21 protein-coding genes are annotated in these 25,888 nt (G+C 64.4%); 10 read left to right on the forward strand and 11 right to left on the reverse strand.

Annotated features, from left to right (window positions below):
* The first annotated feature begins 7 nt into the window (after positions 1 to 7).
* Together HDC35_RS00640 and HDC35_RS00645 are read left to right on the forward strand one after the other, a co-directional pair.
* Complete coding sequence (locus tag HDC35_RS00640; protein WP_184642957.1) at positions 8 to 1,810, forward strand: acyl-CoA dehydrogenase C-terminal domain-containing protein; 1,803 nt, start codon at positions 8 to 10, stop codon at positions 1,808 to 1,810.
* Positions 1,811 to 1,855: 45 nt separating this feature from the next.
* On the forward strand, positions 1,856 to 3,349 hold the full coding sequence (locus HDC35_RS00645) for a phospholipase D-like domain-containing protein (protein WP_184642958.1): 1,494 nt from the start codon (positions 1,856 to 1,858) through the stop codon (positions 3,347 to 3,349).
* Here the strand turns inward: HDC35_RS00645 and HDC35_RS00650 are convergent.
* The 5 genes from HDC35_RS00650 to HDC35_RS00670 all read right to left on the reverse strand — a co-directional run bounded on the left by HDC35_RS00650 (position 3,346) and on the right by HDC35_RS00670 (position 9,017).
* A complete protein-coding gene (locus tag HDC35_RS00650) occupies positions 3,346 to 4,197 on the reverse strand; it encodes a CoA ester lyase (RefSeq protein WP_184642959.1) in 852 nt (283 codons plus the stop codon). The genes HDC35_RS00645 and HDC35_RS00650 overlap by 4 nt on opposite strands.
* A gap of 88 nt (positions 4,198 to 4,285) precedes the next feature.
* Positions 4,286 to 4,735: a MaoC family dehydratase gene (locus HDC35_RS00655; RefSeq protein WP_184642960.1), complete on the reverse strand. Its 450-nt coding sequence runs from the start codon at positions 4,733 to 4,735 to the stop codon at positions 4,286 to 4,288.
* Positions 4,735 to 6,576, reverse strand: coding sequence for an acetyl/propionyl/methylcrotonyl-CoA carboxylase subunit alpha (locus tag HDC35_RS00660; RefSeq protein ID WP_184642961.1), 1,842 nt, complete (start codon positions 6,574 to 6,576; stop codon positions 4,735 to 4,737). Before HDC35_RS00660 ends, HDC35_RS00655 begins: the two co-directional genes overlap by 1 nt.
* Positions 6,573 to 7,412 carry a hypothetical protein gene (locus HDC35_RS00665; RefSeq protein ID WP_184642962.1) on the reverse strand — a complete coding sequence of 280 codons (840 nt, stop codon included), beginning with the start codon at positions 7,410 to 7,412 and terminating at the stop codon, positions 6,573 to 6,575. Before HDC35_RS00665 ends, HDC35_RS00660 begins: the two co-directional genes overlap by 4 nt.
* A 6-nt stretch (positions 7,413 to 7,418) precedes the next feature.
* Positions 7,419 to 9,017 (reverse strand): carboxyl transferase domain-containing protein, encoded by a 1,599-nt coding sequence (locus HDC35_RS00670; protein WP_184642963.1) that lies wholly within the window; start codon positions 9,015 to 9,017, stop codon positions 7,419 to 7,421.
* 146 nt (positions 9,018 to 9,163) lie between these two features.
* Between HDC35_RS00670 and HDC35_RS00675 the strand changes: the two genes are divergently transcribed.
* Complete coding sequence (locus tag HDC35_RS00675) at positions 9,164 to 11,248, forward strand: M13 family metallopeptidase (RefSeq protein WP_221438060.1); 2,085 nt, start codon at positions 9,164 to 9,166, stop codon at positions 11,246 to 11,248.
* Between the two features lie 20 nt (positions 11,249 to 11,268).
* On the opposite strand, the gene HDC35_RS00680 is transcribed toward HDC35_RS00675, so the two are convergent.
* The 3 genes from HDC35_RS00680 to HDC35_RS00690 are packed head-to-tail and all read right to left on the reverse strand — an operon-like array spanning position 11,269 to position 13,075.
* Positions 11,269 to 11,556 carry a hypothetical protein gene (locus HDC35_RS00680; protein WP_184642964.1) on the reverse strand — a complete coding sequence of 96 codons (288 nt, stop codon included), beginning with the start codon at positions 11,554 to 11,556 and terminating at the stop codon, positions 11,269 to 11,271.
* Between the two features lie 2 nt (positions 11,557 to 11,558).
* The gene (locus HDC35_RS00685; RefSeq protein WP_184642965.1) at positions 11,559 to 11,909 is read right to left on the reverse strand and encodes a hypothetical protein; all 351 of its coding nucleotides are present in this window, start codon (positions 11,907 to 11,909) and stop codon (positions 11,559 to 11,561) included.
* Positions 11,906 to 13,075, reverse strand: a complete 1,170-nt coding sequence (locus tag HDC35_RS00690) for an isovaleryl-CoA dehydrogenase (RefSeq protein WP_184642966.1) — start codon at positions 13,073 to 13,075, stop codon at positions 11,906 to 11,908. The genes HDC35_RS00685 and HDC35_RS00690 overlap by 4 nt, the downstream gene beginning before the upstream one ends.
* Before the next feature lie 100 nt (positions 13,076 to 13,175).
* Here HDC35_RS00690 and HDC35_RS00695 point away from each other — a divergent pair, with 100 nt between their 5' ends.
* The 6 genes from HDC35_RS00695 (at position 13,176) to HDC35_RS00720 (ending at position 19,840) form a co-directional block, all read left to right on the forward strand.
* On the forward strand, positions 13,176 to 14,072 hold the full coding sequence (locus HDC35_RS00695; RefSeq protein ID WP_184642967.1) for a LysR family transcriptional regulator: 897 nt from the start codon (positions 13,176 to 13,178) through the stop codon (positions 14,070 to 14,072).
* 33 nt (positions 14,073 to 14,105) lie between these two features.
* A complete protein-coding gene (gene cysD / locus HDC35_RS00700; RefSeq protein ID WP_311770709.1) occupies positions 14,106 to 15,053 on the forward strand; it encodes a sulfate adenylyltransferase subunit CysD in 948 nt (315 codons plus the stop codon).
* Positions 15,053 to 16,954, forward strand: a complete 1,902-nt coding sequence (cysN, locus tag HDC35_RS00705) for a sulfate adenylyltransferase subunit CysN (RefSeq protein ID WP_184642969.1) — start codon at positions 15,053 to 15,055, stop codon at positions 16,952 to 16,954. Before cysD ends, cysN begins: the two co-directional genes overlap by 1 nt.
* 2 nt (positions 16,955 to 16,956) lie before the next feature.
* The gene (locus HDC35_RS00710) at positions 16,957 to 17,709 is read left to right on the forward strand and encodes a 3'(2'),5'-bisphosphate nucleotidase CysQ (RefSeq protein WP_184642970.1); all 753 of its coding nucleotides are present in this window, start codon (positions 16,957 to 16,959) and stop codon (positions 17,707 to 17,709) included.
* 115 nt (positions 17,710 to 17,824) lie between these two features.
* Positions 17,825 to 18,583, forward strand: a complete 759-nt coding sequence (locus tag HDC35_RS00715; protein ID WP_184642971.1) for an SDR family oxidoreductase — start codon at positions 17,825 to 17,827, stop codon at positions 18,581 to 18,583.
* Between the two features lie 117 nt (positions 18,584 to 18,700).
* A complete protein-coding gene (locus tag HDC35_RS00720; protein WP_184643870.1) occupies positions 18,701 to 19,840 on the forward strand; it encodes a zinc-binding dehydrogenase in 1,140 nt (379 codons plus the stop codon).
* A gap of 501 nt (positions 19,841 to 20,341) precedes the next feature.
* Here HDC35_RS00720 and HDC35_RS00725 read toward each other — a convergent pair.
* The 3 genes from HDC35_RS00725 to HDC35_RS00735 are packed head-to-tail and all read right to left on the reverse strand — an operon-like array spanning position 20,342 to position 23,736.
* The gene (locus tag HDC35_RS00725; RefSeq protein ID WP_311770692.1) at positions 20,342 to 21,496 is read right to left on the reverse strand and encodes a cell wall hydrolase; all 1,155 of its coding nucleotides are present in this window, start codon (positions 21,494 to 21,496) and stop codon (positions 20,342 to 20,344) included.
* A 9-nt stretch (positions 21,497 to 21,505) separates the two neighbouring features.
* Positions 21,506 to 22,426, reverse strand: a complete 921-nt coding sequence (gene cysK, locus HDC35_RS00730; protein ID WP_184642972.1) for a cysteine synthase A — start codon at positions 22,424 to 22,426, stop codon at positions 21,506 to 21,508.
* A complete protein-coding gene (locus HDC35_RS00735; RefSeq protein WP_260397388.1) occupies positions 22,423 to 23,736 on the reverse strand; it encodes an MFS transporter in 1,314 nt (437 codons plus the stop codon). Before HDC35_RS00735 ends, cysK begins: the two co-directional genes overlap by 4 nt.
* 127 nt (positions 23,737 to 23,863) lie before the next feature.
* On the opposite strand from HDC35_RS00735, the gene HDC35_RS00740 reads away from it, so the two are divergent.
* Positions 23,864 to 25,585 carry a DUF885 domain-containing protein gene (locus tag HDC35_RS00740; RefSeq protein WP_184642973.1) on the forward strand — a complete coding sequence of 574 codons (1,722 nt, stop codon included), beginning with the start codon at positions 23,864 to 23,866 and terminating at the stop codon, positions 25,583 to 25,585.
* Positions 25,586 to 25,888 lie beyond the last annotated feature (303 nt).

Raw genomic sequence — 25,888 nt, forward strand, 5'->3', positions numbered from 1 at the left:
ATTTTCCATGCCCGTCTATCGCGCCCCCGTGCAGGACACGCTGTTCCTCCTCAACGACGTCCTCGGGATCGAGCGTTATTCGAATTTGCCGGGTTTCTCGAACGCCACGCCCGACATGATCGAGGCGGTGCTGACCGAGGCGGGCAGGTTTTGCGAGGAAGTGTTGTTCCCGATCAACCAGTCGGGCGACCTTGAAGGTTGCACGCGTCACGACGATGGTTCGGTAACCACGCCCAAGGGCTTCAAGGAAGCCTATAAGGCCTACAGCGAAGCGGGCTGGGGCCTGCTGACCGCGCCCGAGGAGTTCGGGGGGCAGGGTTTGCCGCACGTCCTCGGCTTCCCGGTCGAGGAATATCGCAACGCCGCCAACCAGGCCTTTGCCATGTATCCCGGCCTGACGCAGGGCGCGACCGCCGCGATCCTCGTCAAGGGATCGGACGACCAGAAGGCGACCTATGTCCCCAAGATGATCGCGGGCGAGTGGAGCGGCACGATGAACCTGACGGAGCCGCATTGCGGCACCGACCTCGGCCTCATCCGCACCCGCGCGGTGCCGAACGGCGACGGCAGCTATGCCGTGACCGGCACCAAGATCTTCATCTCCTCGGGCGAGCACGACCTGACCGACAATATCATCCACCTCGTCCTCGCGAAGACCCCCGATGCGCCCGATAGCGTCAAGGGCATCTCGCTGTTCATCGTGCCGAAATTCCTCGTCAATGACGACGGATCGCTCGGTGAGCGCAACAGCCTCTCGTGCGGATCGATCGAACACAAGATGGGCATCCACGCCAATTCGACCTGCGTGATGAATTATGACGGGGCGAAGGGCTGGATGGTCGGCGAGGAGAATAAGGGTCTCGCCGCGATGTTCGTGATGATGAACGCCGCGCGCCTCGGCGTGGGCATTCAGGGGCTCGGACAGGCTGACGTCGCCTATCAGAACGCGGTGCAATATGCGCAGGATCGTCGGCAGGGCCGCGCGCTCACCGGGCCGAAAGATCCGCAGGAAAAGGCCGACCCGCTGTTTGTCCACCCGGACGTGCGCCGCATGTTGATGGACGGCAAGGCGACGGTAGAGGGGCTGCGCGCGCTCTGTACCTGGGGCGCGCTCCAGGTCGATCTTGCGCATGTTGCCGAGAGCGAGGAGGAGCGCCAGCGCGCCGACGACCTCGTCAGCCTGCTCACCCCGGTCATCAAGGGCTTCGGCACCGACAAGGGTTATGAAGTCGCAACCAACGCGCAGCAGGTGTTCGGCGGCCATGGCTACATCGAAGAACAGGGCATGTCGCAATATGTCCGCGATGCGCGCATCACCATGATCTACGAAGGCGCGAATGGCGTGCAGGCGATGGACCTCGTCGGCCGCAAGCTCGCGCAGAATGGCGGCCGTGCGATCCAGGCCTTCTTCGCGATCGTCGACGAAGAATGTGCCCGCGCGAAGGGCGATGAAGCGCTCGCGGATTTCGCGGGCCGTCTCGAAAAGGCGAATGGCGAGCTCAAGGCCGCGACGATGTGGTTCATGCAAAATGGCATGGCGAACCCCAATAATGTCGGCGCGGGCGCGCATCATTATATGCACATATTGGGCATCGTCGCATTGGGGTCGATGTGGCTGATGATGGCCGAGGCGGCGCAAAAGGCGCTCGCCGAGGGCCGCGGCAACAAGGCGTTCCTCGAAGCCAAACTCGTCACCGCGCGCTATTTCGCCGAACGTTTCCTGCCCGACGCCGGATCGCTCCGCCGCAAGATCGAAGCGGGCAGCGAAGCGATGATGGCGCTCACGCCCGAACAGTTCGCCGCCGCCTGACTTTAGCCCTTGCAACTATCGCCGCCATCATGCGTGGTGGCGGCGATGGGGACAGATCTTGCACCTATAGTGGTCGAGGGCCGCAACTGCTGGCGGATCGAACGCGCCAACAAGGCGCGGATGATCGTCGATGCAGCCGACTATTTCGCGTTGCTCGAAATTCTGATGGCGAAGGCGGAAGAGCGCATCCTGCTCATCGGCTGGGACTTCGATCCGCGCATCGCGCTGAAACCCGGCAAGGACGGCAAGGGTGAACCGCTCGGCAATTATCTGCTGAAGCTCGCGCACGAAAAGCCCGATCGCGACATCGATATATTGCGCTGGAATTTCGGCGGACTGAAGCAGTTTGCAATACCGCGCATCCTGTCGATGATCGTGCGCTGGAAACTGACGCGCTCGATCAGTTTCCGTCTCGACAGTGCGCATCCGGTCGGATGCAGCCACCACCAGAAGGTCGCGGTGTTTGACGACCATCTCGCCGTGTGCGGCGGAATCGATGTCGGCGCGCGGCGCTGGGACACGCGCGATCACAAGGATGACGACACGCACCGCACCGCGCCCGACGGCAAGGCCTATATGCCTTGGCACGACAGCACGATGATCCTCGCGGGGCCGGTTGGCGGCGCGCTCGCCGACCTCGGCAACGAACGCTGGCAGCGCGCGACGAAGAAGCCGCTGCGCGACCTGACGGGCAAGGGCGAGAATTGGCCCGACGACCTGGAGCCCGATTTCGAGCGCGTCGACGTCGCCATTTCGCGCACGCGCGCCAAATATGACGGCTATGACGAAATTCGCGAGATCGAACAGCTATATCTCGACATGATCGCGGAGGCGAAGCACTTCATCTATTTCGAAAATCAATATTTCACCTGCGGAAAGATCGCCGCGGCAATCGCCGAACGGCTGAACGAGGATGATCCGCCCGAATTCGTGATGGTGATGCCCGAAACCGCCGACGGCTGGCTCGAACAGGTGGCGATGGACGCCGCGCGCGTACAGCTCGTCCGCGAAATCGCGAAAGCGAAACATGGCGATCGGCTCAAGGTCTATTTTCCGCGGACGGCAAAGGGCGAGCCCATTTACGTCCACGCCAAGACCGCGGTGGTCGACGACCGGATGATCCGCGTCGGATCGGCCAATATGAACAATCGCTCGATGGGACTCGACAGCGAATGCGACGTCACGATCGACGCCGCCTTGCGCGCCAACGCCGGCGTCGAGCCGATTATCCGCCGCCTGCGCGAATCGCTGATCGCCGAACATCTGGGCGTCGACCCGGCCGAGGTCGGCCGCCGGTTCGACGCGACGGGCTCGCTCATCGCCGCGATCGAGGCGCTGCGCGGGGAAGGCCGGTCGCTCGAGCTGCTCGATCTGACCAAGCCCGGGCCATTCGATGAATTCATCGCCGAAAATGAACTGCTCGATCCGACGAGCCCCGACGACATGTTCGAAAGCCTGACCGAGCGCGGCCTCAGGAAAAGCTGGCATCGCGGCCGCGACTGGATGCGGCGGCACCGGCCCTTCCGGAGGAAGAGCTAGTCAGCGAGCGACAGGATGTGATGCGCCTGTTTGAGGTGCGGCGCATCGACCATCTTGCCGTCGACCTGCAGCACGCCGACGCCGGGGTTCGCCGCAAAGGCGTCGACGATCGCCTGCGCTCCCGCCACCTCGTCCGCCGACGGCGTGAAAGCGGCGTTGATCGGGCCGACCTGCGACGGGTGGATCGCCATCATGCCCGTAAAGCCGTCGCGCCGCGCGCGCGCGGCGTAAGCAGCGAGGCCCGCCTCGTCCTTGATCGCGGGAAAAACGGTGTCGATCGCGGCGGTGTTCGCGCCATGCGCGGCGAACAGCGTCAGCGCGCGCGCCATTTCATAGGGGGCGGTGTAGTTGCCGTCGTCAAGCCGGCTGGTCGTCGCACCGATTGCGGCGGGCAGGTCCTCGGCGCCCCAGGTCAGGCCGAGCAGCCGGTCCTTCACTTCGCGATAGCTGCCGAGCGTGAAGATGGCGGCGGGGGTTTCGGTGGCAATCGGCAGGATGGCGGGGAGCGACGCATCGCGCGCCGACTCGCTGCGCAATATGGTGTCGAGCTGCTGGATGCTTGGCGCGCCTTCGGCCTTGGGCAGCATGATCGCATCGGGCCGCGCGCCGGCGATCGCGGCGACGTCGGCGGCGGTCATATGCCCGTCGAGCGGGTTGACGCGCACCAGCGTAATGACCTCTCGCTCGCCTGAAAGATAGGCCGCGACCGCGGCACGCGCCGCCTCCTTGTTCGCGAGCGACACCGAATCCTCGAGGTCGAGGATGATCGCGTCGGCGCCCGACGCCGCCGCCTTGGCGAAACGTTCGGGCCGGTCGCCGGGGACGAAGAGGAGCGAGCGGAGTCTCATGCCATCACCTATGCCGTTCGTGTCGAGCGAAGTCGAGACACGCGAGGGGCCAACGGTTCTCGACTTCGCTCGAACCGAACGGAATCGATCAGTCTTTTCGCTTGATGAGCGCGGAACGCTCGCACTGGCAGACGATCTCTTCCCGCTGGTTGATCGCGCGGTGAAGGAAAGTCACGATCCCCGCATTGGGCCGCGATTTCGATTCCTTCAGGCCAATTACCTCGCTTTCCGCGCGAAGCGTGTCGCCGATGAACACCGGCTTCGGCATGACGAGCTTGTCGTAGCCGAGGTTCGCGACGAGCGTGCCGAGCGTCGTGTCGCCGACCGACAGCCCGACCATCAGGCTGAAGGTGAAAGTGCCGTTGACGAGGATCTGTCCGAACTCCGACGCTTTCGCCGCCTCGATGTCGAGGTGGAGCGGCTGGGGATTGTGCGTCATCGTGGTGAAGAGCAGATTGTCGGTCTCGGTCACCGTGCGGCGGATGTCGTGCGTCAGCGTGTCGCCAATCGCCCATTCGTCGAAATATTTGCCCGCCATTATGCCTCTTCCTTCTCGATCTTCACTAGCAGCGCCTCGACTTGAACCTGCGCCCCTGCGGTCGCATTGAGTTCGGCGACGACGCCGTCGAACGGCGCGGTCAGGCTATGCTCCATCTTCATCGCTTCGAGCGTGAGCAGTTTCTGCCCGCTCGTCACCCTGTCGCCCACCGCGACATCGACCGCGATGACCTTGCCCGGCATCGGCGACAGGATCGCGCCGTCACCCGCCGCGCCGCCGGCGCTGCCTTCGGCCCGCCAGGGCGTGAGCTGCCACACCGAACCGGCTTCGGCGACGAGCATCGCCGGGGACGGCTCCTCGGCGCCCGGACCGTGGAGTTCGACCTCGACGCGCTTGCCGTCGAGCAGGAAGGGCGCGCTGCGCACGTCGGGGGCATTGAGGCGGAAGCCCGATTGCAGCGAGCGCGGCACCATCGCCATCGCGGCGTTGGTGAGCGCCTGTGCGGTCGGGACCGGTTCCTCGGTCATCGTGTCGCCATCGCGGCCGATCAGGCCGGTGTCGACGGTGCCCGCGACGAAATCGGGGTGGTCGAGCGCTGCGATCAGGAAAGCCGAATTGGTTTTCACCGGCCAGATCGCACTGTCCTCCAGCATCTCGGACAAGAGTTCGCGTGCTTCCTCGCGATCCTCGCCCCACGCGATGACCTTGGCAATCATCGGGTCGTAGAAGGGCGAGACCTCGGCGCCTTCATAGACGCCGGTGTCGACGCGGCCCATATGTTCGGGAAGCTGGAACAGCTCGAGCGTGCCGATCGAGGGCAGGAAGCCCTTCGCCGGATCCTCGGCATAGAGCCGCGCTTCCATCGCCCAGCCGTTGATCGCGAGTTCGTCCTGCCCCAGCGGGATCGGCTCGCCCGATGCGACGCGGAGCTGCCATTCGACCAGGTCGACGCCGGTAATCTCCTCGGTGACGGGGTGCTCGACCTGCAACCGCGTGTTCATTTCCATGAACCAGATGCGGTCGGCGCGCAGGCCTTCGCTCGCGTCGGCGATGAACTCGATCGTTCCGGCACCGACATAGTCGACCGCCTTCGCCGCGCGCACTGCCGCGGCGCAAAGCTCGGCGCGCGTCGCTTCGTCCATGCCGGGGGCAGGGGCTTCCTCGATCACCTTCTGGTGGCGGCGCTGCAGCGAGCAGTCGCGCTCGAACAGATGGACGACATGGCCGTGCGTGTCGCCGAATATCTGCACCTCGATATGGCGGGGGGTGAGGATATATTTCTCGATCAGCACATGATCGTTGCCGAACGACGCTGCCGCCTCGCGCTGGCAGGAGGCGAGCGCGTCGGCGAAATCCGCCGCGGCGTCGACCTTGCGCATTCCCTTGCCGCCGCCGCCCGCGACCGCCTTGATCAGCACCGGATAGCCGATCTCGGCGGCCTGTTCGGCGAGATAGGCGGGGTCCTGGTTTTCGCCCATATAACCCGGCGTCACCGGCACCCCGGCGTCGGCCATCAGCTTCTTCGCGGCGTCCTTCAGGCCCATCGCGGTGATCGACGAAGGCTTCGGCCCGACCCACACCAGCCCCGCATCGGCGACGGCCTGCGCGAATTCGGCATTCTCGGACAGGAACCCATAACCCGGATGGATCGCCTCGGCGCCCGTCGCCTTCGCGGCGGCGATGATCTTCTCGCCGACCAGATAGGAGTCGCGTGCGGGCGACGGCCCGATATGCACGGCCTCGTCGGCCTCGCGCACATGCAGCGCCTTGGCATCGGCATCCGAATAGATGGCGACGGTGCGAATGCCCATTTCACGCGCGGTACGGATGATCCGGCAGGCGATCTCGCCGCGATTGGCAATGAGGAGGGAGTTGATCATAGCGTTTTGCGCTTCCAGTTAGGGTCGGAGCTAGGGGCTTGCCGATGAAGATAGGCGGTCATCACATCCCTGAGCTGGGTTAGGCTCGCCTCGTATTTTTGATGCTCGCCCAAGGATCCCTTCGGCAAGATCGCTTGGAAATGTCGCGCGGCACTGCCCTCCAGCTTCTCCAAAACGTAATGATCTGCGTTTGAAAGAGCCTGAATATACTCGTCCGGTGCGAACTCCAGAACGGCAAAGTCGCCAATCGATAGCGCAGAAAGAGCTTCATCTAATTGGTCAGCGGATACGCCGACACGCTCTTCACCATTTACGAAGAAGCGAACAGGGTTGGACTGCATAGGCAACGAAGGCGTTGAACCGCGTACGCTTCTGTCGGTCGGCGCTAACGTCTTACGGACAAAATGCACCAGTGCGTCGGCTTCACGGCGGTCGGCGGAATTGATCCAGAGTGTCAACGGCAGGCCAAGGCCAAATATCGCGCCAATGACCAAATAGGCCTGCAGGGAGCCCTGACCGGCTTCGGCCATCTTGTAAGTCACCCAAGCCATGAAGGGGACGAGCAAAATGAACATTGCCGTCCCATTCAAATCAGCGCCTGCGCGTCCCACCACTTTGCTTCCTAGGCCATCTTTCCTGACGATTCCGACAACCATCGGCCCGTGCTGATTGAATGCGCTTAGCCACAGGCAAATAAATGGGCCGACGATCCAACCTCGCGCACCGTTCTGCGGATCGAACCACCCCTTTTTCTTCTGCCGAAGCCTGCTCTTCGCTTTTTCGCGCGGAAGCGTTGATGTGATTGCAAACCTATAGCCGAGAGGCTGGAACGCCATGATAATTCACATCCTGAACACACCGAACCCGCGATCTTCGACCGGCGCGTTCAGCGTTGCGGCAAAGGCCAGTCCCAGCACGTCGCGGGTCTGCGCGGGGTCGATGATGCCATCGTCCCACAATCGCGCGGTCGCGTGATAGGGGTTGCCTTCATTCTCATATTTCTGGCGGATCGGCGCCTTGAAGGCTTCGGCCTCTTCGGGCGTCCATTTGTCGGCGTCGCGGTGGACGGTTGCGAGCACCGACGCCGCCTGTTCGCCGCCCATCACGCTGATCCGGCTGTTGGGCCAGCTGAACAGGAAGCGGGGCGAGTAAGCGCGCCCGCACATGCCGTAATTGCCCGCGCCGAAGCTGCCGCCGATCAGCACGGTGATCTTCGGCACCGTCGCGGTCGCGACCGCGGTCACCAGCTTCGCGCCATGTTTCGCGATGCCCTCGGCCTCATATTTGCCGCCGACCATGAAGCCACTGATATTCTGGAGGAAGAGCAGGGGAATGCGCCGCTGCTGCGCCAGCTCGATGAAATGCGCGCCCTTGACCGCGCTTTCGCTGAACAGCACGCCATTGTTCGCGAGGATCGCGACGGGGATGCCCCATATATGCGCGAATCCGCAGACGAGCGTGCTGCCGTAATTCGCCTTGAACTCGTGGAACTCGCTGGCATCGACGATGCGCGCGATTACCTCATGCACGTCGTAGGGCGCGCGAACATCGTCGGGAACGACGCCATAGATTTCCTCGGCGGCATATTTCGGCGGGCGCGGCGCCTTCATCGGCACCTCGAAGCCCTTGTCCTCTCCAAGGTGGCTGACAATGTCGCGCACGATCGTCAGCGCATGCTCGTCATTTTCGGCGAGATGGTCGACGACGCCCGATTTCTTGGCATGCAGGTCGCCGCCGCCGAGATCCTCGGCGCTGATTTCCTCGCCCGTCGCGGCCTTCACCAATGGCGGGCCGGCGAGGAAGATCGTGCCCTGACCCCGCACGATCACCGTTTCGTCGGACATCGCGGGGACATAGGCGCCGCCCGCGGTGCAGCTTCCCATGACGCAGGCGATCTGCGGGATGCGTTTCGCCGACATATTCGCCTGGTTGAAGAAGATGCGCCCGAAATGGTCGCGGTCGGGGAAGACCTGGTCCTGGTGCGGCAGGTTCGCGCCGCCACTGTCGACGAGGTAGATGCACGGCAGGCGGTTCGCCTCGGCAATCTCCTGCGCGCGCAGATGCTTCTTCACCGTCATCGGATAATAGGTGCCGCCCTTTACCGTCGCGTCGTTGCACACGATCATGCACTGGCGCCCCGACACTTGCCCGATCCCGCAGATCAGCCCCGCGCCCGGCACTTCACCTTCGTAGAGGTCGTTCGCCGCAAGCTGGCCGATCTCGAGGAAGGGCGAGCCCGGATCGAGCAGTCGTTCGACGCGCTCGCGCGGAAGCAATTTGCCGCGGCTCTTATGCCGCTCGCGCGACTTTTCGTTGCCGCCGAGCGCCGCTTCGGCGACCGCCGTCCGCAACGCGTCGGTCAGCGCACGATTATGCGCGCTGCGGGTGCGAAATTCGTCGCTGTCCGCGTTGATGTTCGTGCCGAGAACCGGTGCGCTCACTGTATCGTCTCTCCCTGAAGCCCGTTCGGAACTAACCTGCCGTTCGTCGATTGAAAAGCACGGCATGCCGAAAATGGTTGGAATTGAAACCGGATTTTTCCACGCGTCGGTCGCCTGCCGATCCGTGACAAAATAAGGCCATTCTGATGAAAAAAGCTGTCTTTGCTGTTCTTCTGTCCACAGCTGCCGTTCTTGCCGGGCCCGTCGCCTGTAGCGGCGGCGGCAAGGACAGCTCCGCCGCTTACGCCGTCGGGACCGACATCGGGATCAGCAAAGCCGCAATGGATACGACGGCGAAGCCGGGTGACGACTTTTACGCCTATGCCAACGGAAACTGGGACAAGGCGAACGAAATCCCCGCGGACCGGTCCTCGATCGGCGCCTTTTACGTCGCACAGCTCGAAACCGAAAAGCGCAACCGCGAGCTGGTCGATGCGATCGTCAAGGGCAACGCCGCCCCCGGCACCAACGAAGGCCGTATTGCCGCCTTCTACAAAGCCTACACCGATGTGAAGGCGATCGACGCCGCGGGCATGAAGCCTGTCGCCGCCGATCTCGCGCGCTTCGCCGCGATCAGCGACAAGGCCGCGCTGTCGAAGGTGCTCGGCGAGCAGCTTCGCGCCGACGTCGATCCGCTCAATGCCACCGACTTCCAGACCGAAAATCTGTTCGGCGTCTTCGTGACGCAGGGGCTCGCGACCCCCGGCGAGGTTATCCCCTATTTGCTGCAGGGCGGGCTCGGCATGCCCGAGCGCGAATATTATCTGTCGGCCGATCCCAAGATGGCGAGCATCCGCACCGCCTACCAGGCCTATATCGCCAAGCTGTTGACCGCCGCCGGGCAGAGCGACGCCGCCGAGAAGGCGAAGCGCATCTACGACCTCGAGATCAAGATCGCCAAGGCGCATGCAACGCGCGAACAGAGCGAGGATTTCACCAAGTCCGCCGACGTCTGGACCAAAGCCGATTTCGCGAAGAAGGCGCCCGGTATCGACTGGCAGACCTTCTTTGCCGCGGCGAAGCTCGACGGCGCGGACAAGTTCGGCGCCTATCATGCGAATGCGATCACCGGCCTGTCGGCGCTCGTTGCGTCCGAGCCGATCGATGCCTGGAGGGACTGGCTCGCCTTCCACCAGATCAACAGCCACGCCGACGTGCTGCCGAGCGCAATCGATAGCGCGCATTTTGCCTTTTACGGCACGACGATGGCGGGCACGCCGCAGCAGCGCGGCCGCGAAAGGCGCGCGCTCGACGCGCTCGACACCTATCTCGGCGATGCCGTCGGCAAGGCCTATGCCGACAAATATTTCCCCGCCTCGGCCAAGGCCGAGGTCGGCGACATGGTGAAGAATATCAAGGCGGCCTTTGCAAAGCGCGTCGAAACGATCGACTGGATGGCGCCCGAAACCAAGAAGGAAGCGATCAAGAAGGTCGAGACGATTGTGGTCGGGGTGGGCTATCCCGACACCTGGCGCGACTATGGCAGCTACACCGTCGGCACCGACGCCTATGCCAACGAGGTCGCGGGGCAAAAGGCCGAATATGCGCATCAACTCGCCAAGATCGGCAAGCCGATGGACAAGGGCGAATGGTGGATGGTCCCTCAGACCGTCAACGCGGTGAACCTGCCGGTGCAGAATGCGCTCAATTTCCCCGCCGCGATCCTGCAACCGCCCTTCTTCAACGCCAAGGCCGATCCCGCGTTCAACTATAGCGCGATCGGCGCGGTGATCGGCCACGAGATCAGCCACAGCTTCGACAATAATGGCGCCGCGTTCGATTCCACCGGCGCGCTGCGCAACTGGTGGACTGCGGCGGATCTGGCGAAATTCAACGCCGCGGGCGATGCGCTCGCGGCGCAGTTCGACACCTACAAGCCGTTCCCCGACCTGGCGGTCAACGGGAAGCTGACGCTGGGTGAAAATATCGCCGACGTCGCGGGGCTGCAGGCTGCTTACGACGCGTACCGCGCGTCGCTCGGCGGCAAGGAAGCGCCCGTGATCGACGGCTTTACCGGCGACCAGCGTTTCTTCATCGCCTTTACGCAGACCTGGGCGACCAAGATGCGCGCCGAGGCACTGCGCGCGCGCATCGCGACCGACGGCCACGCGCCGGGCATGTACCGCGCGCTGACGGTCCGCAACCTCGACGCTTGGTACAAGGCGTTCGACGTCAAGGAAGGCGACAAGCTCTACCTCGCGCCCGACAAACGCGTGCGCATCTGGGGCTGATGAGCGGGCGGGGCGGGGCGTCATTTCGCCTCGCCTTCCCCAGCCGGCGCGTCAGGCCTTTCCTTCAGGATCAGGTAGCGATAGACGCCAATCGCGTTGATGATCAGCAGCGCGATGTTCTGCCAGCCGATGCCTTCGCTGTCGGGTTGCAGAAAACCCCATGCGATCAACGCTATGCTGCTCGTCACGAAAACGACAAAAGCCCAGCCGGTCGAGCGCCGCCCGAGGTTGAGCGACACCACCAGCGCCGCGAGCGTCGCCGCGCCCGCGCCGTAATATTGGAGTGCGGTGAGGAGCGTGTCGTTCACAGCTATGCCAACGCGCCGACCAAGGCAAAGATGCCCGCGCTACAGAGCGCCGGCCACGCGATGTGGCGGCCCTTGGTATAGGCGGCGTTGACCAGACCTGTCGCAAGCCATCCTGCGCCAATCACGATTAGCAGCCCGCGCGGCGTTCCGGGCCAAATGACTGCCGACGCCGAAATCAGCATCAACACCGCGGTGGCATGCCACGCGAACCGAATGATGCGGCGCGTCAGCGCGTCGGACAGCGGGCCTTCGCGGCGCTGCAGCAACGGCACGATCAGTCGCCGATAGCCCAGCACCGAATGAACCCCGGCCGCGGTCACCATGAAGGCGGCCGACAGCCAGAGCCAGATCACGCGCCCGCGCCGATCAGTTCGCGGCCGATCAGCATGCGGCGGATTTCGTTCGTGCCCGCGCCGATGTCGAGCAGCTTGGCGTCGCGCCAGTAACGTTCGACCGGCCAGTCCTTGGTATAGCCCGCGCCGCCCAGAGCTTGGATTGCTTCGCCCGCGACCTTCACCGCATTCTCGCTTGCGAGCAGGATGCAGCCCGCTGCATCGAAGCGCGTCGTCTGCCCGGCATCGCACGCCTTGGCGACGTTGTAGACATAAGAGCGCGCCGACTGGAGCATGACATACATGTCGGCGACCTTCGCCTGCATCAGCTGGAACGATCCGATCGGCTTGCCGAACTGCTTGCGCTCGCGGACATAGGGAATGACGGTGTCGAGACACGCCTGCATGATGCCGAGCTGGAGCCCGGCGAGCACGACGCGCTCATAATCGAGCCCCGACATCAGCACGCCGACGCCGCCATTCTCCGGCCCCATGACCTGTTCTTCGGACACTTCGCAATCGGTGAACACCAGCTCGGCGGTCGGCGAGCCGCGCATGCCCACCTTGTCGATCTTCTGCCCGATCTTAAACCCCGGCATGTCCTTTTCGATCAGGAAGGCCGTGATCCCGCGCGATCCCGCCTCGGGGCTCGTCTTCGCATAGACGACGAGCGTGTCGGCATGCGTCGCATTGGTGATCCAGAATTTGGTGCCGTTGAGGACATAGCCGCCCTGAACCCGGTCGGCCTTCAGCTTCATCGACACGACGTCGCTGCCGGCGCCGGCTTCGGACATCGCCAGGCTGCCGACATGTTCGCCGCTGATCAGCTTGGGAAGATATTTCGCCTTTTGCTCGGGATTGCCCCATCGGCGGATCTGGTTGACGCACAGGTTCGAGTGCGCGCCATAGGAGAGGCCGATCGCGGCGCTGGCACGGCTCACTTCCTCCACCGCGATCACATGTTCGAGATATCCGAGGCCGAGCCCGCCGAACTCTTCCTCGACGGTGATGCCGTGCAGGCCGAGCGCACCCATCTGCATCCACAGCTCATCGCGCGGAAACCAGTCGTCCGCATCGGCCTTGACCGCGAGCGGTGCGATCTGTTCGTCGGCGAAACGAGCGGTGGTATCGCGGATCATGTCGGCGGTTTCGCCGAGCGCGAAATCGAAATCGGGGGTGGCGCGCATGAGGGTCCCTTCGGTCAGGGGCGGAACATGCCGCGGTTGTGCCCCAAAGCGCCTTCATATGAAAATTGAAACTTCATGCGCTTCAGCATAAGAAAATCTTATGATAAAGCGTTCGCACATCCGTCAGTTCCTTGCCGTGGTCGACGCGGGCAGCTTCACGCGCGCGGCGCAGCAGATTCGGGTCACCCAGCCGGCGCTGTCGACGGGCGTCGCCGACCTTGAACGCCTCGTCGGCGCGCCGCTCTTCATCCGCAATCGTCGCCAGATCCGGCTCACCGAAGCCGGCGGTCGTTTCCTGCCGATCGCGCGCGATCTCGAACGCAATTTCCGTGCGGCCGACGGCTTTGGCCGCGCGGAAGAAAGCGACAAGCCCGTGCTCAAGTTCGGAACCATCCGGTCGATCCCGGGGGCGTTTTTCCAGACCGTTGCGGCGCTGCTGTCGCGCGACTTCGCGCTCGAGGTCAGCGAGAACAGCGATTCCGATCTTCGCGCCGCCATCCATGCAGGCCGCCTCGGCATGGCGATGGTCCCGCTCCGGCCGGGCGAGCGCGACGCCAATGTCGTGCCGCTCTATCAAGAGCCGATGGTCATGTTCGTCGCCGCCGATCATCCGCTGGCGGGGCACGGCGACGTGTCGCCCGAGGATCTGGCGCCCGAAACGATGATCGCGCGGCGCTCGTGCGAATTTCTCGACGCGACCAGCCGCTTCTTCACGCGTCACCGGGTTCGCCCGCGCTTCGCGCTCCGCAGCGACAGCGACGAGCGCTGCCTGCGCATGGTCGCCGCCGGTGTGGGCATCACCACCGCGCCGGCTTCGCTGGCAATCGACGGCATCGTGCCGGTCAAGGTCATCGGATATGATTTCAGCCGGGAGCTAGGGCTGCTGATCGACCCCGCATGGCGAGCGCAGCCCGACATCGCGCAGCGCGCCGAACGCGCGCTTCCGGCAATCCGCCGCGCGGCGGCCGACTGGCAGGCGGCGCGGGTCGATGGCTGACCTTGCAAGTCTGGCTTGCCCCCCCCAAAGGCCATACAGCTTGATCGCTCCGGACGGCGGCGGCAAGGGCAGGGCATGACCGATACGCTGACCCATCTCGACCGGCTCGAGGCCGAGAGCATCCATATCATGCGCGAAGTGATGGCCGACGCGGCCAAACCCGTGATGCTCTACAGCGTGGGCAAGGACAGCGCGGTGATGCTGCACCTCGCGCGCAAGGCCTTTTATCCGTCGCCGCCGCCGTTCCCGCTGCTCCATGTCGACACGACATGGAAATTCCGCGCGATGTACGAGCTGCGCGACCGCATGGCGGCCGAGAGCGGGATGGAACTCATCGTCTATCAGAACCCGGAGGCGAAAGAGCGCGGGATCAACCCCTTCGATCACGGTCCGCTGCACACCGACATGTGGAAGACCGAAGGGCTGAAGCAGGCGCTCGACCTCCACGGCTTCGACGTCGCCTTCGGCGGCGCGCGCCGCGACGAGGAAAAGAGCCGAGCGAAGGAACGCATCTTCTCCTTCCGCACCGCGACCCACGGCTGGGACCCCAAGAAGCAGCGCCCCGAACTCTGGAACCTCTACAACGCCCGCAAGGCGAAGGGGGAGAGCATTCGCGTCTTCCCGATCTCGAACTGGACCGAACTCGACATCTGGCAATATATCGCGCGCGAGAATATCCCGATCGTGCCGCTCTATTTCGCTGCTCCGCGCCCCACGGTCGAGCGCGACGGCCTGCTGTTGATGGTCGACGACGACCGCTTCCCGCTCAAGGACGGCGAAGTCCCCGTCGAACGCTCGGTGCGTTTCCGCACGCTCGGTTGCTATCCGCTGACCGGCGCGGTCGAGAGCGAGGCGACGACGCTTGGCGAAGTCATTCAGGAAATGCTGCTGACGACAACCAGCGAACGGCAAGGCCGCATCATCGACAAGGACGGGGGCGACGCCTCGATGGAGAAAAAGAAGCAGGAGGGGTATTTCTGATGACCGACCCCATCTACGTCACCGACGCCCTCATCGCCGAGGACATCGACGCCTATCTCGCGGGCCACGAAAAGAAGTCGCTGCTCCGCTTCATCACCTGCGGCAGCGTCGACGATGGCAAATCGACGCTGATCGGGCGGTTGCTCTATGACAGCAAGATGATCTTCGAGGACCAGCTCGCCGCGCTGGAGGCCGACAGCAAGCGCGTCGGCACGCAAGGGCAGGAGATCGACTTTGCCTTGCTCGTCGACGGCCTCGCCGCCGAACGCGAGCAGGGCATCACGATCGACGTCGCCTATCGCTTTTTCACGACCGAAAAGCGCAAGTTCATCGTCGCCGACACGCCGGGGCACGAACAGTACACGCGCAACATGGTCACGGGGGCCTCGACTGCCGACCTCGCCGTCATCCTGATCGACGCGCGCAAGGGTGTGCTCACCCAGACGCGCCGCCACAGCTTCCTCGCGCATCTGATCGGCATCAAGCATATCGTTCTCGCGGTGAACAAGATGGACCTCGTCGGATACGACAAGGCAGTGTTCGACCGCATCACGCTGGCGTATCGCGCCTTTGCGAGCGAGATCGGCATCACCAACTTCACCGCGATCCCGATCTCGGGTTTCAAGGGCGACAATATCACCGCGCTTTCGGACAACACGCCCTGGTTCAAAGGCCCTGCGTTGATCGAGCATCTCGAAAATGTCGAGGTCGGCAGCGCCGCAGACGAAGCCAAGCCGTTCCGTTTGCCTGTCCAATGGGTCAACCGCCCGAACCTCGACTTCCGGGGCTTCTCGGGCCAGCTCGCGAGCGGCAAGGTCAAGCCCGGCGACGCCGTCCGCATCCTGCCCAGCGGCAAGACGACGACCGTCGAGCGCATCGTCACGCTCGACGGCGACTTGGGCGAGGCGGCCGCGGGCCAGTCGGTCACGCTGACGCTCGCCGACGAAGTCGATTGCTCGCGCGGCGACGTCATCGCCGCCGCCGACAATCCGCCCGAGGCGGCCGACCAGTTCGAGGCGACGCTCGTCTGGATGGCCGACGAGGCGATGATCGCGGGCCGCGCCTATTGGCTCAAGCTCGCGACGCAGAGCGTTTCGGCGACGGTGCAGGCGCCGAAGTACGAGATCAACGTCAACACGCTCGATCATCTCGCGGCGAAGACGCTCGAATTGAACGGCATCGGCGTCGTCGAGCTGTCGACCGACAAGCCGATCACCTTCGAGGCCTATGCCGACAACCGGACGCTCGGCGGTTTCATCCTGATCGACAAGCTCACCAACGCGACCGTCGCCGCGGGGATGCTGCACTTCAGCCTTCGCCGCGCGCAAAATGTCCATTGGCAGGCGACCGACATCGACCGCGACATGCGCGCGAACCTCAAGAACCAGCGCCCCGCTCTGCTCTGGTTCACGGGCCTGTCGGGATCGGGCAAGTCGACGATCGCCAACCTCGTCGAAAAGAAGCTGCACCGGATGAACCGGCACAGTTTCCTCTTGGATGGCGACAATGTCCGCCATGGCCTCAACCGCGACCTCGGCTTTACCGAGGCCGACCGGATCGAGAATATCCGCCGCGTCGGCGAGGTCGCGAAGCTGATGACCGACGCGGGGCTGATCGTCATCACCGCCTTCATCTCGCCGTTTAAGGCCGAACGCGAGTTGGTGCGCGGGATGCTGCCCGAGGGCGAGTTCCTCGAAATCTTCATCGACACCCCGATCGCGGAGGCGGAGAAACGCGACGTCAAGGGCCTCTACAAAAAGGCGCGCGCGGGCCAGCTCAAGAATTTCACCGGTATCGACAGCCCCTATGAGGCGCCCGAGAACCCCGAAATTCGTATCGACACGACCGCGATGACGCCCCAAGAAGCGGCGGATCTGATCATCGATCGCTTGCTGGGATAGACATGGCTGCGGGGGAAAGCGACGAACAGCTTGCCGAACGGCTTGCAACCGCAGCGGGTGCGATCCTGCTCGATCTGCGCGCGCGCGGCGACCTTGAAGGCAAGGCGCTGGGGAAGGCGGGTGACGAGCAGGCCAACGCCATGCTGTGCCGCGAGATTCGCGCCGCGCGTCCCGCCGATGCGCTGCTCTCCGAAGAGGAAAAGGACAATGTGGCACGCTGTGGCCAGAGCCGCGTCTGGATCGTCGATCCGCTCGACGGCACGCGCGAATATGGCGAGGGCCGCGACGACTGGGCGGTGCATGTCGCGCTCGCGGTGGACGGCGTCGCAACGGTCGGTGCCGTTGCGCTGCCCGGCCTCGGCGTCACGCTGACCTCGGGCGCGCCGGTCGCGCTTCGACCCGCGAACCAGCCGCTCCGCATGCTCGTCAGCCGCACACGCCCCGCCGCCGAGGCGGTGTTCGTCGCCGACAAGCTCGGCGCGGAACTGGTCGCGATGGGCTCGGCGGGCGCCAAGGCGATGGCGGTCGTGCGCGGCGAAGCCGATATCTACCTCCACACCGGCGGCCAATATGAGTGGGACAATTGTGCGCCCGTCGCGGTGGCGCAGGCGGCGGGCCTGCACGTCAGCCGCGTCGACGGCTCGCCGATCCGTTATAATAATCCCGATACCTATCTGCCCGACCTGCTGATTTGCCGGAAAGAGCTGGCCGATGCGGTGCTGCGTCTGGCCGCGGACTATTCGCCCGCGCGATAAAGCCGGGCGCCGCCGGTCCCTTGTCGCGAAAGGCGATTTAAGCGCAAGAATCGGGACGCCGCGCCCTCCGTTGCCTCGATAGAGCGCCCTGACCGATGTCAGGAAGAGGCAAATCATGGAACTGGAAGACAAGACCATCATCGTCACCGGCGCGAGCAGCGGGATCGGCGCCGCGGCGGCGAAGCTGTTTGCATCGGAAGGCGCGAATGTGGTGCTGGGCGCGCGTCGAGGCGCCGAACTCGAAGCCGTTGCCGATACGATCCGCCATGCCGATGGGCAGGCGGTGTTCCTCGCCGGCGACGTGAGGGACGCGCAATATGCCAAGGCTCTTGTCGATCTGGCCGGAAAGGCGTTTGGCGGACTGGACGGCGCGTTCAACAATGCCGGTATCGTCGGGGATATGCAGCCGGTCCCCGATATGGCCATCGGCAACTGGACCGACGTCCTCTCGGTCAACCTGACCGCCGCCTTTCTGGCCGCCAAGGCCCAGCTGCCGGCGATGACGGCGCGCGGTGGCGGCTCGATCGTCTTCACGTCTTCATTCGTGGGTTTCAGCAACGGCGGTCTGCCCGGCATGGCGGCCTATGCGGCGTCCAAGGCGGGGCTGATCGGCTTTGCCCGGTCGCTGGCATCGGACCATGCCGCCGAGGGCATAAGGGTGAACACCTTGCTACCCGGCGGCACGATCACGCCGATGGGAGGCGAAAACGATCCTGCCGCGCAGGAGTTTATAGCCGGATTGCATCCGATGAAGCGGATGGCAGCCGCCATCGAGATCGCGCAGGCGGCGCTGTTTCTTTTGTCTCACCGGTCGAGTTTCATGACGGGAAGTCCGATGATTGCCGATGGCGGGGTCTCGGTCCGGCTGACATGATGGGGACGGCGCCGGATGCTTCGCCATTCGGGCTGTATTTTCACAACCGGCGATTGCCAGCGTCCTTCTGTCGCCCTATTTCGGTTTCATCGAGAAACCGAACACGGGAGACGCATGATGACCGACCTGCCTGAAACCAACCTCACGATGCTGACGCTAGTGAAGCCCGAGGGACAGCTCGAAGTGTCGCTGGAGCGTCGCCCGATGCCGACTCCCAAACCGCACGAGATACTGGTGAAGGTCCTCGCCGCGCCGATCAACCCGTCGGACCTTGGCCTGCTGTTCGGCGGCGCCGACATGTCGACCGCGCGCGCGTCGACTCGCGACGGCTTGCCCGTCATCACTGCCGATGTGCCGCCCGCGGGCATGCGCGCGATGGCGGGGCGCGTCGGCGACGCGCTCGCCATCGGCAACGAAGGCTGCGGCACCGTCGTCGCGGCTGGTGATTCGCCCGAGGCGCAGGCGTTGCTCGGCAAGACCGTCGCGCTGCTCGGCGGCGAAATGTACGCCGAATATCGCTGCCTGCCGGTGCAGATGGTGATGCCGCTTCCCGACGGCACCGACCCCGCCGACGGCGCCTCCTGCTTCGTCAATCCGCTCACCAGCCTCGCCTTTACCGAGACGATGCGGATGGAAAATCACAGCGCGATCGTCCACACCGCCGCGGCGTCGAACCTCGGCCAGATGCTCGTCAAGATTTGCGCGAAGGACGGCATTCCGCTCGTCAACATCGTCCGCAGCGACGCACAGGTCGAAATATTGAAGGGCATCGGCGCCCAATATGTCGTCAACAGCAGCGCCGACGATTTCATGGACCGGCTGATCGACGCGATCGTCGAGACGGGGGCGACGATCGGTTTCGATGCCACCGGCGGCGGCAAGCTCGCGGGTCAGATCCTGACCGCGATGGAGGCGGCGGCGGTCAAGCGCATGACGACTTACAGCCGCTATGGTTCGGACACCTTCAAACAGGTCTATATCTATGGCGCGCTCGACCTGTCGCCGACGACCTTTTCGGCGCGCAGCTTCGGCCTGACCTGGGCGCTCGGCGGCTTCCTGCTGACGCCTTTCATGGCGAAGGCGGGGCCGGAGGTCGTGGGCCGGATGCGGCAGCGGGTGGTCGACGAACTGACGACGACGTTCAAAAGTCACTACAGCCATGAAGTGTCGCTGGCGGACGCGCTCGATGTCGAAACGGCGCAAGCCTATAATGCGAAGCGCACGGGCGAGAAATATCTCATCAAACCGCACCGCTAGGCGCGTCTGTAAACGACCGGTAGTTGCCATAAATCCTCCCTGTGGCGCAGCCATGGGGAGGTGGCAGCCCGCAGGGCTGACGGAGGGGCCAATGGCACACCGTCGCAGCCCCTCCACCACCGCTTCGCGGCGGTCTCCCTCCCCATCGCTGCGCCACAGGGAGGATATTCCACGCCTCGTCATCCCGGACTTGATCCGGGATCCATCGCGGCGTCGAAGTCATGGACCCCGGATCAAGTCCGGGGTGACGAGGGGGGCTGACTGTGACGGCTCCCCACCCCTGAGCCGCCATCGCCCCAAAAAATTGCTGTCCTACATTATCGTGTCGTGTCAGCCATCGGCGGCTCTTTGAAATCGTCGGCTTGCGCAAACAGGTCTTGGGATGGCCCTAAAGCCACAAAGGACACATTTTGGACGCACGCACGCGGGGCTTTTGTGGCTTTGGCGCTGCGCGGAACGCGACTTCAGAGTGAAGTCAGGCAGATTCCCGCCATTCCGGCTTTACCGCTTCATGCACTGCCTTGCATCGTCGCGCTTATACTCGCTGCAATTCCACAGCGCCTTTTCGAACCCCGCCTTGTCGTCGCGCAGGTAGGAAAAGCTCATCGCCGCGCGCTGCGTGTCGCTCATCGCATCGCTGTCGGGTTTGAGGGTCGGGTTGGTCCAGCCCATGAATTTGCAATAGGGCTTGTCGCCGCAGAGGCGCAGCGCGGTCGTCACGAAACTTTCGGGCGCCGCCTTGCGGTCTAGCTGGGTATAGATGGTGTCGCGGCCCACGCTTTCGCCCGCGCCGGTCACGACGCGCGCTTCGCCGACCGCGGCATTGGCGTCGACACCCGCCGCCAGTTCCGTCGGCAGTCCCAGCGCATTCGCATGCCGCGGCGACAGGGCTGCGAGTTTCGCAATCGGGCCGTCGTCGCCTGATACGCTGCCGCGAAAGGCCCCCGGCGTGCCCCAGAACCCGGGCCAGCGGAAAAACAGGTGCGTATCGACGATCGCGATCTTTTCGAGGCTGTCGCTCCAATAGGGGCGGACCCAGTCGGTATGATAATGGGTGGCAAGGCCGACCGACGGATCGGTCAGGCCCGACAGCATCATGTCGGCATTGACCTGCGCGCGCAGCCACGCCGCTTCGGAATAGCGGCGCGCCAGCGCGCCGTCGCAGGTGAAGGTGAACTGGCAACCGGTCTGGCGTTCGGCGCCCTGGAACACCACGCCGCAGATCGATTTCGGAAAGGCCGGATGTCGCGCACGGTTGATCACGACCTGTCCCACCGACAATTGTCCGCGGCTGTCGTCGCCTGCCTCGTAAATCATCGCCGCGGCGAGGCAGTCGCGGGCGCGCAGGCGCGCGTCGCCCGTGCCGGCATAGACGAACGGCCGCGCCGCCACGAATCCCTTGGTGACCAGCGCGATGCGGGCGTTGGCGGCGCGCGCGTCGTCCTCGGTAACGGGCGCCAGTTCCATCGGCAGCACGTCGGGAACGACATCGGCGGGCGGCGCGACCGGGTGCGGTCGCACGGTGACGTCACCGCCGATGCCCCCGCCGCTGTGATACAACACGGCCACGATTGCGACCGCGACGATCAGGACGAACAGCCAGCCCCTCCAGTCGCGCCCGACGGGCAACGCCGATGGATCGTCCGCGGAACGCACGAGGGGGCCTCAAATCTCCGGGAGGAAATCGGGAACCGACAGATAGCGCTCGCCGGTGTCGTAGTTGAAGCCGAGAATGCGGCTGCCCGGCGGCAGCTCGGCCAGCTTCTGCGCGATGGCGGCCAGCGTCGCGCCCGACGAGATGCCGACGAGCATGCCTTCCTCGGTCGCAGCGCGGCGCGCGAAATCCTTCGCCGCACCGGCGTCCACCTTGATCACCCCGTCGAGCAGGTCGGTGTGGAGGTTGCGCGGGATGAAGCCCGCGCCGATGCCCTGGATCGGGTGCGGCGCCGGTTGGCCGCCCGAAATGACCGGCGAGGCTTCGGGTTCGACGGCATAGACTTTCAGGTTCGGCCAATGCTCTTTCAGGAATTGCGCGGCGCCGGTGATGTGCCCGCCGGTCCCCACGCCGGTGATCAGCACATCGATCGGCGTGTCCTTGAAATCGGCGAGGATTTCGGGGCCGGTCGTGCGGACATGGACGTCGATGTTCGCTTCATTTTCGAACTGCTGCGGCATCCACGCGCCGGGCGTCGTTTCGACCAGTTCGATCGCGCGCTCGATCGCACCCTTCATGCCCTTTTCGCGCGGCGTCAGGTCGAAGGTTGCGCCATAGGCGAGCATCAGGCGGCGGCGCTCGACCGACATGCTTTCGGGCATGACGAGCACCAGCTTATATCCCTTGACCGCGGCGGCCATCGCCAGGCCGATGCCGGTGTTGCCCGACGTCGGCTCGACGATCGTACCGCCTGGCTTCAGGCTGCCGTCGCGCTCGGCCGCCTCGATCATTGCCAGGCCGATGCGATCCTTGATCGACCCGCCGGGATTGCTGCGTTCCGATTTCACCCAGACTTCGGAGTCGGGGAACAGCTTGGCCATGCGAATGTGCGGCGTGTTGCCGATGGTATCGAGGATGGAATTGGCTTTCATGTCGATCCTGCCTTGAATTGGGGTTCAAAGGTGCGTGCCCGGCGCAGTTCGGGGAACAGCCAAGCCCATAGCGCCGTCACGCCGATCGCGCCAGCGCCGCCGATCACGACCGCGCCGACCGGCCCCAACGCAGCGGCCATCGCCCCGGCGCGCATTTCGCCAAGTTCGTTCGACGCCGAAATCGCGAGCCCCGACGCGGCGCTGACGCGGCCGCGCATATGGTCGGGGGTGTTGAGCTGGATCAGCGTACCGCGCACAAAGACCGAGAACATGTCCGCGGCGCCCATCAACACGAGCACGGCGAGCGAGAGAAGGAGGTTGGTCGAAAGGCCGAAGACTACCGTCCCGGCGCCGAACACCGCCACCGCCCACAACATCTTGACGCCGACATTCCGCTCGATCGGGCGGATGGCGAGGCCGACCGCGACCGCCACCGAACCCGCCGCGACGGCGGCACGCATCAATCCCGCGCCTTCGGGGCCGGCGTGCAATATGTCGCGCGCGAAGACGGGGAACATCGCGGTCGCGCCCGCGAGCAGCACGGCGAACAGGTCGAGCGTGATCGTGCCGAGAAGGAAGCGTTCGACCCACACGAACTGCAACCCGTCGACCATTTCGCGCAAGGGGTGTCGGCGAACTTCGGCGGGCGGGGGCAGCACGTGCCGGACCCGGCTCAGCGTGAAGGCCGAGACGGCGAGGAGCATCGCCGAGAAAACATACACCGACCCCGGATGCGCGGCATAGATGAGCCCGCCCGCGGCGGGGCCGATCACCGACGCCGATTGCCACGCAATGCTGCTCATCGCGATCGCGCGCGGCAGCACTGCCGGAGGTACGATATTGGGGGCGATCGCGCTCATCGCCGGCCCCGAAAAGACGCGCGCGACGCCGTGGAGCGCGGCGAGGCCGAAGAGCAGCGGCAACGTCAGCCCATCGGTCCAGGTCAACCAGCCGAGCGTCGCCGCGATCAACAGGTCGATCAGGTTCGAAAAGATCGCGACGCTGCGCCGTTCGAATCGGTCTGCGGCCCATCCCGCGACGGGGGTCAATATGGCGAGCGGGACGAACTGGAAGAGCCCGAGCAGCCCGAGCTGGAACGACGCCTCCTTGATCGACATGCCATAGTCGGTGCGCGCGGTGTCGTAGAGCTGGTAACCGATCACCACGACCATCGCGATCGTGGCCATCACGGCGGTGAAGCGCGCGAGCCAGAAATAGCGGAAGTCGGGAAAGCTGAGCGGGGAGGGGGCTTTGGGCGCCGCTTCCGGCATCACCGGATCTTCGCCTTCGGGGGGTGGGATCGTCGCCATCGATGATCGCCGTAGCCCGCTTTTCGCGCCTGTCCAGAGGGATAGCTTTGCCGTTTGTCGATTCTCGGGTGTCATTATGCGAAGCCGCTGGCAAAAGGCGCGACGCAGAAGGCAAGGAGACATTCGAATGAAAAGCAAATTGGCCCGTTTGGGCAGCACGGCGATGGCCGCCACGCTGCTGGTCCTTACCGCGTGCAACGCGTCGAAGAACGATTCGGCGACCGCGCCAAGCGCGAAGACCTGGACCGAATTTCGCGACCAGTTCCTTGCCGGCTATTTCCCGCTGAATCCGAATTTCGCGGTCTATCAGGGCAAGCATGAGTATGACGGCCAGCTCCCCGACTGGTCGCCCGAAGGGCTCGAGAAGCAAGCCGCCTATCTGGAAAAGGCAATCGCCGACGCCAAGGCGTTCGATGGCGAGATGACCGACGCCGAAAAGTTCGAGCGCGACTATCTTGTCCATGTGGCACAGGGCCAGCTCTTCTTTCTGCGCGATACCGACTTCGCGCAGAAGAACCCCGCCTTCTACACCGGCGCGCTCGACCCCAACGTCTATATTGCGCGCCCCTATGCCGACGCGACGACGCGGATGAAGGCCTTCATCGCCTATGCCGAAAAAGTCCCGGCGGCGGCGGCGCAGATCAAGGCCAACCTGAAACTTCCGCTGCCCGCGACCTTCGTCAAATATGGCACCGCCGGCTTCGGCGGCTTTGCCGATTATTACAAGGGCGACGCGAAGGCGGCCTTTGCCTCGGTCAAGGATGAAGCGCTGCAAAAGCAGTTCGACGAGGCGGTGACCAAGGCCGGCGCGGCGATGACCGACCTTGCCGAATATGTCGGATCGCAGCCGGGCACGCCCGACGGCTATGCGCTCGGCGCCGAGAAATTCGCAAAGATGATCCTCACCAACGAGGGCGTCGACACCCCGCTCGCCGAGCTCGAACGCATCGGCCAGGCCGATCTCAAGCGCAACCAGGACGCGCTGAAGGCGGCATGTGCGACTTACGCCGCGGGGATGACGATCGCCGACTGCATGAAAAAGATGAACGCAGACAAGCCCGCCGACGGCCCCGTCGCCGAGGCACGGCGCCAGCTCCCGGTCCTGCGCGCCTTCCTGGTCGAAAAGGACATCGTGTCGATCCCCGGCACAGAACAGGCGCAGGTCGAGGAATCGCCGCCATATAACCGCCAGAACAGCGCCTATATCGACATTCCGGGACCGTATGAGAAAGGCCTGCCGTCGGTCTATTACATCTCGCCGCCCGATCCGGCGTGGGACAAGGCGACGCAGGACGCGTTCATTCCCGGCAGGAAGGACCTGCTTTTCACCTCGGTGCACGAGGTGTGGCCGGGCCACTTCCTCAATTTCCTCCATTCGAACCGCGCGGAAAGCATCTTCGGCAAGCTTTTCGTGGGCTATGCCTTTGCCGAAGGTTGGGCACATTATACCGAGGAAATGATGTGGGATGCCGGGCTCGGCGAAGGCGATCTCGAAACGCACATCGGCCAGCTGTCGAACGCGCTCCTGCGCGACTGCCGCTACCTCTCGGCGATCGGCCTGCACACCAAGGGCATGACCGTCGCGGAATCGGAAAAGCTGTTCAAGGAACAATGCTATCAGGACGAAGGCAATTCGCGGCAGCAGGCGGCGCGCGGCACCTATGACCCCGCCTACCTCAACTACACCATGGGCAAGCTGATGATCCGCAAGCTGCGCGAAGACTGGACCAAGGGCGACCGGACGAAGTGGAAGGCGTTTCACGACGAATTCCTGTCCTACGGCGGCCCGCCGATCCCGATGGTTCGCGCGGCGATGATGAAGGAAGAAGCGCCCAAGGCGGTCTTCTGAAGTCTGGCTGGAAAATCGATCGCCGGGCGGTTAGCCTCCTCAAAACAGGGGGCTAGCCGTCGCACCCCGGCGCAGCCCGAATGGGCGCGGGCCGAGGCCGACGTCGCGCGCAAACGAAAAAAAACTGGTACAGACGGCGATCGACGATGTGATGCCGCCGCTGCGCTTCGACCAGGTCCAGTTCGCCGATCTCACTGACTGGAACGGCGACCCCGCCCATCGCGGCTGGCGGAAAGTTCGGATGGTCTGGAAGAATTGCGCGGTCGCGAGGCTGCGGCGCGGGTTGCGATGCCCAAGTCGCCT

Origin of the sequence: Sphingopyxis sp. JAI128 (assembly GCF_014207235.1) — a bacterium.
GTDB lineage: Bacteria > Pseudomonadota > Alphaproteobacteria > Sphingomonadales > Sphingomonadaceae > Sphingopyxis.